This window comes from Pedococcus soli, from assembly GCF_054782575.1.
Window position 1 is genome coordinate 297,542 of the sequence record NZ_BAAGSF010000001.1, and the last position, 12,261, is coordinate 309,802.

9 protein-coding genes are annotated in these 12,261 nt (G+C 72.3%); 2 read left to right on the forward strand and 7 right to left on the reverse strand.

Annotated elements, in window-relative coordinates; genetic code table 11:
* Positions 1-25: 25 nt before the first annotated feature.
* Entirely contained in the window at positions 26-2,050 is a 2,025-nt protein-coding gene (locus ACYVKF_RS01270) for a DUF6541 family protein (RefSeq protein ID WP_460964290.1), read from the forward strand.
* Between the two features lie 16 nt (positions 2,051-2,066).
* Here the strand turns inward: ACYVKF_RS01270 and ACYVKF_RS01275 are convergent, their stop codons facing one another.
* Both ACYVKF_RS01275 and ACYVKF_RS01280 read right to left on the reverse strand, forming a co-directional pair.
* Positions 2,067-3,197, reverse strand: a complete 1,131-nt coding sequence (locus ACYVKF_RS01275; RefSeq protein WP_460964292.1) for a glycosyltransferase family 2 protein — start codon at positions 3,195-3,197, stop codon at positions 2,067-2,069.
* Positions 3,194-4,735: an LCP family protein gene (locus ACYVKF_RS01280; RefSeq protein ID WP_460964294.1), complete on the reverse strand. Its 1,542-nt coding sequence runs from the start codon at positions 4,733-4,735 to the stop codon at positions 3,194-3,196. The genes ACYVKF_RS01275 and ACYVKF_RS01280 overlap by 4 nt, the downstream gene beginning before the upstream one ends.
* Positions 4,736-4,967: 232 nt before the next feature.
* Between ACYVKF_RS01280 and ACYVKF_RS01285 the strand changes: the two genes are divergently transcribed.
* A complete protein-coding gene (locus ACYVKF_RS01285) occupies positions 4,968-6,305 on the forward strand; it encodes an LCP family protein (protein ID WP_460964296.1) in 1,338 nt (445 codons plus the stop codon).
* A gap of 57 nt (positions 6,306-6,362) precedes the next feature.
* On the opposite strand, the gene eboE is transcribed toward ACYVKF_RS01285, so the two are convergent.
* The 5 genes from eboE to ACYVKF_RS01310 are packed head-to-tail and all read right to left on the reverse strand — an operon-like array spanning position 6,363 to position 12,221.
* Positions 6,363-7,595 (reverse strand): metabolite traffic protein EboE, encoded by a 1,233-nt coding sequence (gene eboE, locus ACYVKF_RS01290; RefSeq protein WP_460964298.1) that lies wholly within the window; start codon positions 7,593-7,595, stop codon positions 6,363-6,365.
* Positions 7,596-7,628: 33 nt separating this feature from the next.
* Positions 7,629-8,834, reverse strand: a complete 1,206-nt coding sequence (locus tag ACYVKF_RS01295) for a biotin/lipoyl-containing protein (protein WP_460964300.1) — start codon at positions 8,832-8,834, stop codon at positions 7,629-7,631.
* Positions 8,831-9,808, reverse strand: coding sequence for an alpha-ketoacid dehydrogenase subunit beta (locus tag ACYVKF_RS01300; RefSeq protein ID WP_056916829.1), 978 nt, complete (start codon positions 9,806-9,808; stop codon positions 8,831-8,833). The genes ACYVKF_RS01295 and ACYVKF_RS01300 overlap by 4 nt, the downstream gene beginning before the upstream one ends.
* On the reverse strand, positions 9,796-10,860 hold the full coding sequence (locus ACYVKF_RS01305; protein WP_056918693.1) for a thiamine pyrophosphate-dependent dehydrogenase E1 component subunit alpha: 1,065 nt from the start codon (positions 10,858-10,860) through the stop codon (positions 9,796-9,798). The genes ACYVKF_RS01300 and ACYVKF_RS01305 overlap by 13 nt, the downstream gene beginning before the upstream one ends.
* Complete coding sequence (locus ACYVKF_RS01310; RefSeq protein ID WP_460964303.1) at positions 10,857-12,221, reverse strand: M24 family metallopeptidase; 1,365 nt, start codon at positions 12,219-12,221, stop codon at positions 10,857-10,859. Before ACYVKF_RS01310 ends, ACYVKF_RS01305 begins: the two co-directional genes overlap by 4 nt.
* Positions 12,222-12,261 lie beyond the last annotated feature (40 nt).

A 12,261-nucleotide genomic window follows, 5' to 3' on the forward strand; every position in this document is an offset into this window, starting at 1 on the left:
CCCCCGTGACGATGGCGCGGCGCTGATGGCCCTCGGTTCCACCACGTGGCTCGAGGCCGCGCCGGTCGTGGCCGTCGCCGCGCTCCTGCTCGTGCTCCCCGGAGCGGTGGGCGCCCGCCTGGCCGGGCTCCGCTGGGCCACGGCGCTGGGAACCGGTCCCCTGCTCACGACGACGGCCCTCGCCGGGGGCGGCATCGTCGCCGGGATCGTCGGCGTGGACTGGGGCGTCGCCACCCTGGCGGTCAGCGTGCTGGTCCTGCTGGCCGGCTGCGCCGTGGTCGGCCTGCTGCTGCGGTCCCGCCCCGAGCCCGACGGAACCGGGACGACCGACGGTCCCGACGACGGCCGCTCCGCGGCGTCGGACGGGTCGCCGTGGTCGCTGCTCGTCGGGGTCGCCGTCGCCCTGGTCGTCGCCGTCCTCGTCGTGGTCCCCGAGACCGCCCGTCCCACCGCGTTCCCGCAGAGCCCCGACACGATCTTCCACCTCGGCACGATCCAGTGGATGCTGGCCGGCCACGACATCTCGGCCCTGCACGCCGGCGGGTACGCCTCCCCCAGCGGCACCGGCTTCTACCCCGCCGCCTTCCACGGGGTCGCCGCGACCGTCGCCCAGCTCACCGGTGCCACCCCCGTCGTCGCAGCCTCCTGCGTCGCACTCGCCCTCGCCGGGGTCGTGTGGCCGATCGGCCTGCTCGTGCTCGCCCGTCGCCTCTTCGGCTCCGGGTGGGCGACGACCGTGTGCGCCGCCCTGGCGTCGGTCGCCTTCGCCGCCTTCCCCTTCTGGCTCATGGGGTACGGCGTGCTGTGGCCCAACCTCTTCGGCCAGGCCCTCCTGCCCGCGGCGCTCACCCTGCTGCTCGCCGCGGTCGACGGCCCGGTCCGTTCGCGCTCGCTGCTGCTCGGCCTCGCCGGCCTGCCGGGACTGGCCATCGCGCACCCGAACGCCCTGATCTCGTTCGTCCTCATCGGCGCCCTCGTCGTCGTGGCCGCCCTGCTGCGCCGGGCCTGGCTGCTCCGGTCCACGCGACGCGTGGCGAGCGCCCTCTCGGTCGGGGCGGCGCTCGTCGTCCTGCTCGGCCTGTCGGCCGCCTGGGTCGCCGCCACCGTCGTCTCCGTCGGCATGCGCTCCTCGAACCCCCCGGGCCGGGAGATGAGCAACGCCAAGGGTGTCGTCGACGTCCTGTTCCTCTCGCCCCGCGCGCTCTCCCCGCTGTGGGTCGCGGGGCTCGTCGTGCTCGTGGGGCTGGTCGTCCTCGTCGTCCGACGGCAGCACCTCTGGGTCGTGCTCGCCCACCTCGGCGTGACGGCGCTCTACCTCGCGATCGCCCTGGTCGACGACGGTGCCACCCGCCTCCTCACCTGGCCCTGGTACAACAACAGTCCTCGACTCGGGGCCCTCATGGTCCTGCCGGCCGCCCTGCTCGCCACGGCTGCCCTGACCGCGGCCGCCGGCTGGCTGGGCACCCGGATGGGCACCCGGTTCGGTGGAGGCGCGTCGCCCGAGGCGTCCGCCGGGTCGTCGCGGCGGGCCACGTCGGCCCTGGCCGCGACGGCGCTCGTCGCGGTCGCCTTCGTCGCTGCGACCGCCGGGGCCGACATCGGCGCAAGCCGCCACTCGCTCACGGGGTACTTCTCCGCGCCGGCCGACGAGTCGTGGGCCAGCGAGGCGGACCTCGAGGCGCTGCGCACCCTCGGCGCCAAGGTGCCCGCCGGAGCCGTCGTCGCCGCGAACCCGTGGCAGGGCGGCAGCTACCTCTACCTCACCAGCGACCGGCGCGTGCTGTTCCCCACGGAGAAGGTCTGGTCCAAGGGCGGGGACCTCGAGCTGCTCGGTGCCGACCTCGACCGTGCCGCCGAGGACCCGGCCGTCTGCCAGGCCGCCGCGCGCCACCGGGTGGGCTACGTCCTCACCGGCGGTTCGTCGATGACCGACAGCCGTGGGCAGGAGCGGCGCTACGCCGGGATCGACGGGGTCGCGGACGCGGCCGGTTTCTCCGTCGTCGGCCGAGCCGGCGACTACACCCTCTACCGGCTCGACGCCTGCCGCTGACCCCTTGCCGAGGGCGTCAGTCGATCCGGACCCGGCTGGTCAGGAACCCCCAGCCCCAGCTCAGGTGCATGGTGGGCAGCACCAGCGGGAGCCACAGGCGGTCCGCCGGCTCCAGCCTGCGGTCACCCACGGTGAGGCCCCCGACCGTCGTCGCCGCCAGGTATGCCGCGGGCACCAGCCACAGGGGCCACCACAGGAAGCCGCCGACGAGGCCGACGACCACCCCGAGCAGGGCAGCGGGCGGGGCGAGGTAGCGGGCGTTGATGGTGCCGGCGTGGGTGCGGGCCACGACCCGGCGCCACCGGCCGTAGTCGCGGTACTGCCGCGACAGGGCGCCGAGGGTGGGGCGCGGCCGGTACGCGACCCGCAGCCGTGGTGAGAACCAGATGAGCCCACCGGCCTCGCGCAGGCGGTGGTTGAGCTCCCAGTCCTGCGCTCGGACGAAGCGCGGGTCGTAGCCACCGGTGCGGTCCAGCCACTCCCGCCGGAACACCCCCAGGTAGACCGTGTCGGCCGGGCCGGACTCGCCTCCCGTGTGGAAGCGTGCCGACCCGACCCCGAGCCGCGAGGTCATCGCCGCGGCCACCGCCCGCTCGAACGACGTGACGCCCTCGGCGTCCATGAGTCCGCCGACGTTCGCCGCGCCGGTCTCCTCGAGCAGCTCGACGGCCGTGCGGACGTAGTCGCGGTCGAGCACCCCGTGGCCGTCGACCCGGACGACGACGTCCACGTCGTCGAGCGCGGCGATGGCCGCGTTGAGCGCCTCCGGTGTGCGGCCCGACGGGTTGGTGACGGTGCGCACGCGGGGTTCGCGCGCGGCGATCTCCCGCGCGATGGCATCCGTCCGGTCCTGGCTGGGCCCGAGGGCGAGGACCAGGTGCACGGGTCCGTCGTAGTCCTGGCCGAGCACGGAGTCGACAGCCTCGCCGAGGTGGCGCTCCTCGTTGAGGATCGGCATGACCACCCCCACCCGGGCAGGACGGGGCAGGGCGCCCGGGACGTCGCCGGGTTCGAGGGCGTCGTCGCGCTCGAGGGGGTCACCGGGCCCGGGGGCCGGGGACTCGGAGGCCGGGGACTCGGAGGCCGGGGACTCGGAGTAAGGGGACTCGGAGTAAGGGGACTCGGAGGCAGGGGGCGTGCTGGTCATGAGGTTGCAGAGCATACGGAGGAGAGATCGCTCTCCGCCGCGTTGCCGGCCGCCTTGGCCGGGTCCTGCACCGCGGTCCCCGGCTGGGCGACGGGCCTGCTGGGCGCCGGGGGCGCGGCCGTGGCCTTCGCGGTGGCCGCCGGTTTCTTCGCCTTCGCGGACTTCCCCGCGCCCTTCTCCGACGCCTTGATGGTCGAGGCGACGGTGCGGGTGATGACGCCCGGGTCGTAGTCCCACGGCTTGATCAGGGGCGGGACGAAGTTCACGCCGCGGATCTTCTGCGAACGCGCCTTCATCGCCAGGTCGGCGAACCGGCCGAGCTCGGCCTGCGGGAGGTCGGTCTGGATGAGGCCGGAGCTGGCCGAGGCGATCTTCTGGAAGCGCAGCAGGACCGTCTCGGGGTCGAGCTGGGCGGACATGGCGGTGAGGACGCAGCGCTGGCGGGCCATCCGCTCGTAGTTGGTCGAGCCCTGGCGCGAGCGGGCGTACCAGAGGGCGTGGTACCCGTCGAGGTGCTGGCGGCCGGGCTCGATCCATCCCATGATCGGCGAGGTGCCGCCGCCGATGGGCGTGCGGTACTTCACCGTGACGTCGAGGCCGCCGACTGCGTCGACCATCTTGCGGAAGCCCTTGAGGTCGACCATGACGTAGTACTGGATCGTCAGGCCACTGAGGGCCTCGACGGCCTCGCGGGTGGCGAGCACGCCGGGGTTCGCGGTGCCCGCCGGGAACTGCGAGGCGTGGTCCTGGGCCCAGGTGTAGAGGCCGTTGAGCAGGCACTTGTCGCCGCAGTTCCAGCCGTCCGGCATCAGCCGGGCCATCGTCGAACCGGGGCGGAAGTCGATGTTCTCGGTGTCGCGGGCGAAGCCGAACGTGACGGGGGCGCCGGTCTGCGCGTCGATGCTGACGAGCTGGATGCTGTCCGGGCGGGTGCCGACGCGGTCCTTGCCCGTGTCGGCGCCGAGCAGGAGCACGTTGTAGCGACCGTCCACGGCACCGACGGCCTCGCCGTCGCCGAACAGGGCCCCCAGGGCGTCCTTCCCGGCACCCACGCTGCTCGCGGCATACACGAGGCCTCCGGAGGTGACGACGAGCATCACGGCCGTGACCGCGGTGAGCATCCGGCGGGCCCGGATGACCAGGCTGCTGGGGCGGCCGAGCCGCCACGCGTCGACGAAGAGCAGGGCCCACAGGCCGGCGAACCCCAGGATCAGCCACTCCAGCGCGCCGAGCACCCAGGACCGGCCCAGCAGGCCGATGACGAACGAGTGGCTGGCGACGAACACGACCCCCAGGGCGGCCACGAGGCCGATGAGGGCCAGCCACACGCGCACGGCGAACCGGCCCAGGCGGCGGTTCCCCGCGACGAGCTGGGCGCTGCCCGGCACGACGAGGGTGAGCAGCACGAGGGTGAACGCGCGACGGCGGCGCATGCCCGCGTTCAGCACGTCGGCGTCGGCGAGGGTGCGGTGCGCACGGCCAGAGACGTACACGCCGGCCTCGTCGTCCACGGGGGACGGGGCTGGGCTGCGGCTCATGGTGGACCAGTATGAAGTGGGGCCAGCGTGATTCCTGTGACGCGTGTGATCGTGCGAGTGTCGTGGCGAGGTCTGGGATCGGTCAGGTGCCGGTCAGGTCCCGGTCAGGGTTTCGGTGCGTCGCGCGACCGGCTGGGCCGGGCGCACCATCTCGGGTCGAAGTCGGACGAATTCCCGCCCGGGCCGCCGCGCCGTTTTGCCACGCCCGCTCCGCGCAGCGGACACTGGCGGGATGAGTGGACGCCACACCGGGCCGGACGACGCCCGCCCGATCCCGCAGCGCGGCGACGCCGACCCCACGGCCGGGTGGGAGGACGACCCCGACGACGTGTACGTCGTCGACGTGCGCGGCCGCAAGCAGGGCCGTGGCCCCGGCTCGGGCGGCGGCCAGGCCCGCAACCAGGCCCGCAACCAGGCTCGGAACCAGGCTCGGGACACCGGTGCGCGCGCCCAGTACGGCGCAGCCGCCACGGCCCCTGCCGACCGGGCCCCCCGGACACCGCGCCAGTCCGCCACTGCCCCGCCGTCCGCTCCCCCGGCCGGTCCCCGCGCGCCGCAGGAGCCGCGCGGACCCCGCGAGCCCCGCCGGCGCCGCCGACGGCCGGTCGCCCTGCTCGTGGGCCTGGTCGTCGTGGCCTGGCTGGCGTTCATGGCCTTCACCCCGCTGCACGCGTGGAACTCCGTCAGCAAGGTCGACACCACCCCCGCCGGCACCCGCCCGGCCCAGAGCAAGGGGTACAACTACCTGCTCGTCGGGTCCGACAGCCGCGAGGGCCTGACCAAGGCCCAGAAGAAGGAGCTGGCCACCGGCAACGCCGTGGGCCGCCGCACCGACTCGATCATCCTCGTCCACGTCCCGGCCGGGGGCGGCAAGCCCGCGCTCATCTCCCTGCCGCGCGACAGCTTCGTGCCGATCCCGGGCCACAACAGCAACAAGATCAACGCGGCCTTCGCGTTCGGCGGCCCGAACCTGCTCGTCCAGACCGTCGAGCAGGTCACCGACCTGCACATCGACGGGTACGTCGAGATCGGATTCGCCGGGTTCGCCTCCGTCGTCGACAGCGTCGGCGGGGTGAACATCTGCGTGAAGTTCGCCATGAACGACAAGAAGGCCGGCATCAACCTCAAGAAGGGCTGCCAGCTGCTCGACGGCCGCAACGCCCTCGGCTACGTCCGCGCCCGCTACTCCGACCCGCGCGGCGACATCGGCCGGGCCGAGCGCCAGCGCCAGTTCCTCGCGGCGATCATGAAGAAGGCGCTCACACCGTCGACGGTCCTCGTGCCGACCCGCTACTGGGGGTTCTCCCACGCCGCGGCCCAGGGCCTCATCGTCGGTCAGGACACCTCGATGCGCGACGCGAGCCGCGTGCTGCTGGCGATGCGCGCGGTCTCCAACGACCAGGGCCTGAGCCTCGTGGTCCCGCTGCAGAGCCTGAACTACCAGACCAGCGCCGGCAGCTCGGTCAAGTGGGACACCCCGCGGGCCAAGGCGCTGTTCACGCTGCTGCGCAACGACACCCCGCTCGAGTCCCCGCCCGAGGGCACCGACGGCAAGCCCTCCGGCGGCTGACCGGTATGGCGCGCGGCCGGCTCAGCGCGCGCGGCGCCGACCGTTCACGGTGACGCCCTACCGCGACTCCGTCCGGTCAGCCGTCGCCAGTGCGGCCGAGGTGTCGCGCATCCACTCGAGCTCGCGCGAGACGTACTCGACGATGTCGCCGGTCTTGAGGTGCGCGGGGAGCACGTCCCACGTGTAGGTCTCGATCTCGAGGTGGTCCGAGAGGTCGAGCTCGGCGTGCACCCGCAACGCTGCCTCGATGCCGGGGCGGGTCGTCCGGAACGGACCCAGGTCGTCCAGGAAGACCGGCACGTGGAAGTGCGTGCGCCACTCCCGGTCACCGCCCGGGTCCTTGCGCCACGCCGCGATCGCGTCGGAGAGGTTGAGCATCCGCGTCAGCTCTCCCCCGCGGGACTCCGTCGTCTGGCTGAGGTAGATCGTGTCGGTGAACGCCTCCAGCGCCTCGACCGTCTCCGCGTCCACCGTCGGGACCCACAGCGCGGCAGCCGCCTGGAGCTTGAAGATCGGCACCCCGGCGTCGACCAGCGAGTCCAGCGACACCGCGATGTCCTCGAACTCCACCGACTGGTGGCAGATGTCGAACACGACACCGAGGTGGCGACGCAGCGCGCCGATGGCCTCGCTGACGGGGAGTCCGCTCAGCCTCGCGAACGTGACCAGACCAGCGCGTGACCAGATCCGCTCCTGGAAGTACGTGATCGTCTCTGCCGTGGTCTCGAGGTAGCAGTAGGGCTCCGGCTCGAGGGCGAGCTTCACCCGCCGGCCGGTGCGCTGCTCGAGGTCGACGAGGTGGGCCACGACCCGAAGGAGGTTCTCGGTCAGGAGCACGACATCGGCCTCGGAGGTCACCTTGGGGCGGAACGCCAGCGGGGCCGTCTGGATCGAGGGCGACACCGACTCGGGGGTGATCTCGGCCAGGATGTCGGCCACCTGGCAGGTGTAGTCGACCCGCTCCTGCGTGCTCCAGTCGGGCTCGTAGACGTCCTCCATGACACTGCGGCCCTTGAACGGACCGTGGGGGAACGCGTTGACGGTGTATACGTACATGTCGTGCTCGTCGAGCCAGTGACGCAGTCGCTTCCGTTCCACGGGATCGCTCGTCAGGGTCCGGGCGGAGGCACCCGAGATCCGCAGGGACACGGCATACGGCTCGTCCGGGGAGACTCGCACCTTCACCTGCGGCGCATAGGTCTCGAGGCTCTCGCGCATCTCCTCCCAGGTGTCGCCGGGGTGGACCAGCGTCGAGTAGGCGAGGTGGTGGGTCCGGGTGGGACTGGGCATGGGGTCTCCGAGCTTCTGCTGGTGGACGGACGGCTAGGCGCGGGAGTGTGCCCGGCGGACCACGTCCCGGAGGAAGGCGAGGGCGGCCTCCCTCGAGACGGTCCCCGGGTCGTGGCTGAGGGCCACGGAGGACCGCTGGCGGACGGCGATGCCGGGTGAGCCGTCGGCATCGACCACGACCACGCGTCGGGTCGGGGTGCCGAAGACGATGGTCGCGACCTGACCCGGCGGGGGTTCGGCGACCTCGAAGAGCACGTCGGTGTCCTGGAGGAGGCTCACCGTGAAGCCGGCCCCGGGCGGGGGCTCGCCAGCGGTGGCCCCGGCGAGGAGCCGCTGGGCGACTCCCCCGACGTTCAGCTCACCGGCCTGCGACAGCAGGCAGGAGGTGGTGCCGGACCCGGTGGACCACGAGACGGCCAGGTCGCCCGCGTCGGCGCCGGCCCCGGGGGGCAGGAGCGAGGGGTGACTGCGCAGGGCACCTGCGACTGCTGCGACGACTGCCGCCGCTGCCGAGGCGGGCACCGGGACGGACGCCTGGTCGGAGGAGCCGACCCACTGCGCCGCAGGGACGTCCACCTCGGCGACCAGGGTGCGGAACGCACGGTTCGCAGCCGGAGCGGAGCTCCTCGCCAGGCTCGGCAACGGCTCGGTGGCCGCCGCAGTCGACACGCGCTGGGGCCCGGCCCGGGTCGGTACGGACACCGGCGCCTCCGGAGAGGGAACGGGCTCGGGGGCAGCGTGCCGGGCGGCACGCTCCACGTCGTCGGGGGTGACCCGGCCTGCAGGCCCCGTCCCGGTGAGGGAGGCGAGGTCGACGCCGCTGTCGTGTGCGAGCCGCCGCACCCGCGGTGAGTGCCGGTGGCGCGGCCCGCCGGCGGGCGGGGAGGAGCGCTCGCCGCTGGGGGGTGACGGCGAGCGCTCCTCGGCCGCCGGCTCGACGGGCGGTGCACCCGTGGCCTCGGCCCGCTGCCCGGGCGATGGAGCACCGGGCGCGACATGGGCGAGGACCGTTCCGACGTCGACGGTCTCGTCCTCGCCGACGACGATCTCTGCCAGCACGCCGGCGGCCGGCGAGGGCACCTCGGCGTCGACCTTGTCCGTCGAGATCTCGAGCAGCGGCTCCTGGTCGGCCACCGCTTCGCCCACCTGCTTGAGCCACCGCAGGACGGTTCCCTCGGCGACGGTCTCGCCGAGCTGGGGCATCGTGACGGCGACCCGCCCCTCCCGTCCTCCGGTCACGACTGCAGCGCCTTCTCGATGGTGGTCGCGATGCTCTCCTCGGAGGGCATGACGAGGTCCTCGAGCGAGTCGGCCGACGGGAGCGGGATGTGGGGGGTGGTGATCCGCTGGATCGGGCCGTCGAGGTCCCAGAAGCACTCGTCGCTGGCGAGGGACGCGATCTCCGCTCCCCAACCCAGCAGCTGCGGGTTCTCCTCCACCGTGAACAGCCGACCGGTCCGCGACACGGACCCGAGGATCGTCTGCGTGTCGAGCGGGACGAGGGAGCGCACGTCGATCACCTCGACGTCCATGCCCCGCGCGGCCAGCGCCTCGGCCGCGGCCAGGGCCCGCGGCACCATCATGCCGAGCGACAGGATCGTCGCGTCCCTGCCCGGGCGACGGACCTTCGCGGTACCCAGGGAGTCGATGATGTCGCCGTCGGGGACCTCGCCCTTGGACGCGTACAGGCCCTTGTGCTCGCAGAAGATCACCGGGTCGTCGTCACGGATGGCCGCGGCCATGAGGCCGACGACGTCCTCGGGGGTCGAGGGCGTGACGACCTTGAGGCCGGGGATCGCCATGGCCCAGTTCTCGATCGACTGGGAGTGCTGCGCACCGAACCGCAGGCCACCACCGTTGCCGGTCTTGATGACCAGCGGCAGGCTGACCTGGCCGCCGGTCATGTACCGCGTCTTGGCGATCTGGTTGACGACGATGTCCCAGCAGACGGCGAAGAAGTCGGAGAACATGATCTCGGCGACGGGGCGCAGGCCGGTCATGGCGGCGCCCATGGCCGCTCCGAGGATGGCCTGCTCCGAGATGGGGGTGTCGACGACCCGCGTGGGGCCGAACTCGTCGAGCAGGCCCACGGTCGTCTTGAACACCCCGCCCGCGCCGGCCACGTCCTCGCCGACGAGCAGGACGCGCTCGTCGCGTCGCATCTCCTGGGCGATCCCTCGTGCGACGGCGTCGCGGTACGTCAGTTGCGCCATGACCAGCCTCCATCCGCCCAGAGATCCGTGAAGGCGCTTTCCGGTGCGGGCAGGTCACCGGCGATCGCTTCCTGGGTGGCGGTGTCGACCGCGGCCAGCACCTCCGCGTCGATCGCGAGGAGCTCGTCGGCGGACACACCGAGCCTGATGAGCCGGTCGCGGTAGACGTCGAGTGGGTCGTACGCCTTCCAGGCCTCGACCTCCTCGCTGGGCCGGTACTTGCCCGGATCGGCGCGGGAGTGGCCGCCGTGGCGGTAGGTCACCGCCTCGATCAGGCTGGGGCCGTCCCCGGCGCGAGCCCGGTCCAGCGCCCGCCCGGCGGCCAGGTAGACCTCGTCGGCGTCGTTCCCGTCGATCAGCACCGGCTCGAGGCCGTAGGCCGACGCACGGTCGGCGGCCGGCCGCTCCACAGCGGTGATGTCGAAGATCGAGGTGTACTCCATGTACATGTTGTTCTCGCACACGAAGACGACCGGCAGCTTGTACACGGCGGCGTAGTTGAGGGCCTCGTGGAAGGCGCCGATGTTGGTGGTGCCGTCACCGAAGAAGCACACGGCGACCTGGCCGGAACCGCGGTACTGGGCCGACCACGCCGCACCGTTGGCGATCGTGAGGTGGGCACCGATGATCGCGTAGGAGCCCATCATCCCGTGCTCGACGCTGGTGAGGTGCATCGATCCACCCTTGCCACCGAGGAGCCCGTTGGCGCGGCCCAGGAGCTCGGCCAGGACGGGGGTCATGGGGACGCCACGGGCGAGCGTGTGGGCGTGCCCGCGGTAGGTCGCGAAGGTGTAGTCGTCGCGGCGCATCGCCTGCCCGAAGCCGGCAGCAATGGCCTCCATGCCGAGCGAGAGGTGGCTGGTGCCCTTGACCAGCTGCTTCATGAACAGGTCGTAGGCGCGCTTCTCGAAGACACGCATCTCGCGCATGCTCCGGTACAGGCCCGTGCGCACGGCCAGGTCGATGTCGTCCCCGTCGTGCCGGGTCTGGTCCTGCGGTGGCAGGACGGACGCGTGCTGTCCGTAGACGTGGTCGGTCAGTGGTGACCTCATCGGCTCTCCTCCCCCACGCCGACGACCGACGTCGACCTGGTGCTGTTGAGGTGGGACTGGCTGTCCCGGACCGTCGGCAGGTAGCCGCCGGTCGTGTAGTAGCGCTTGCCCGCGACCAGCAGGTCCTCGGCGGGGAACTTCGTGATGACCTCGCACCCGTCCTTGGTCACGACCAGCTCCTCCTCGATGCGCGCGGCGCCCCAACCGTCCACGGACGGCCAGTACGTCTCGAGTGCGAAGACCATGCCCTCCTCGAGGGTCTCGGGGTGCTCGAGCGAGGTCATGCGGCTGAAGATCGGCCGCTCCCAGATCGACAGCCCGATGCCGTGGCCGTACTGGAGGGCGAAGGCCGCCTCCTCGTTGGCGAACCCGAACTCCTGCGCCGTCGGCCACACCGAGACGATGTCTGCGGTGGTGGCGCCGGGCTTCACGAGGTCGATCGCGCGGTCCATGTACTCGCGGCAGATCGTGTAGGCGTCACGCAGGCCGCGCGACGCGCTGCCGACGGCGAAGGTGCGGTAGTAGCAGGTCCGGTAACCCATGAAGCTGTGCAGGATGTCGAAGAAGGCCGGGTCGCCGGGCCTGATGATCCGGTCGCTGAAGACGTGCGGGTGGGGTGCGCAGCGCTCGCCGGAGATCGCGTTGACCCCCTCGACGTGCTCCGACCCGAGGTCGTAGAGCACCTTGCTCACGAGGCCGACGCACTCGTTCTCCTTGATCCCGGGGCGCAGGAAGTCGTACAGCTGCTCGTAGGCTCCGTCGACCATCGACGCGGCCTGGGTCAGCAGCCCGATCTCGTCGCGGGTCTTGATCCGACGCGCCTCGAGGAAGACCTGCTGCCCGTCGACGACCTCGTGCCCTGCGGCCTTGAGCGCTGCGGCGACAGGGGGTTCGACGATGTCGACACCGACGGCCTGGCCCTCGAGCCCGAAGTCGCGCATCACCTCGGCGACCTTGCGGGCGACGTCCTCGGCGCGACCTGCCGCCGGCGAGATCGCCCCGCGCAGCGTGGAGATTCCGGCCCTGGAGCCGTAGCGGTCACCGCGCCCGGCGGCGCGGTGCGGCTCGTCGAGCCACTGGGCCTGCAGGGTGTGGTGGCTGGCGGCGGAGCCGAAGTCCCACAGCACCGGGTCACCACCGCGTGGCAGCAGTGCGAAGCGGATCATCTTGTCCATGGCCCAGGTGCCGATGTGGGTGCTGGTCATGTACCGGATGTTGTGGAAGTCGAACGTCAGCAGGGCACCGAGGTCGGAACGGTCCAGCTCCTCCTTGAGGCGCGCCAACCGCTCGGACCGCAGTCGGTCCATGTCCAAGCGGTTCTCCCAGTCGACGGCGTTCGTGCCGTATGTCGGCGAAACCATGAGTTCTCCTCGGGTCTGTGCAAGAAAAGTCGGGGGCGGG

What these genes read in the sequence shown, in the direction of transcription:
- ACYVKF_RS01285 (WP_460964296.1), top strand. Translation starts at nt 4,968, where the DNA reads ATGAGTGGACGCCACACCGGGCCGGACGACGCCCGCCCGATCCCGCAG.
- eboE (WP_460964298.1), bottom strand. Translation starts at nt 7,595, where the DNA reads ATGCCCAGTCCCACCCGGACCCACCACCTCGCCTACTCGACGCTGGTC.
- ACYVKF_RS01270 (WP_460964290.1), top strand. Translation starts at nt 26, where the DNA reads ATGGCCCTCGGTTCCACCACGTGGCTCGAGGCCGCGCCGGTCGTGGCC.
- ACYVKF_RS01300 (WP_056916829.1), bottom strand. Translation starts at nt 9,808, where the DNA reads ATGGCGCAACTGACGTACCGCGACGCCGTCGCACGAGGGATCGCCCAG.
- ACYVKF_RS01310 (WP_460964303.1), bottom strand. Translation starts at nt 12,221, where the DNA reads ATGGTTTCGCCGACATACGGCACGAACGCCGTCGACTGGGAGAACCGC.
- ACYVKF_RS01305 (WP_056918693.1), bottom strand. Translation starts at nt 10,860, where the DNA reads ATGAGGTCACCACTGACCGACCACGTCTACGGACAGCACGCGTCCGTC.
- ACYVKF_RS01280 (WP_460964294.1), bottom strand. Translation starts at nt 4,735, where the DNA reads ATGAGCCGCAGCCCAGCCCCGTCCCCCGTGGACGACGAGGCCGGCGTG.
- ACYVKF_RS01275 (WP_460964292.1), bottom strand. Translation starts at nt 3,197, where the DNA reads ATGACCAGCACGCCCCCTGCCTCCGAGTCCCCTTACTCCGAGTCCCCT.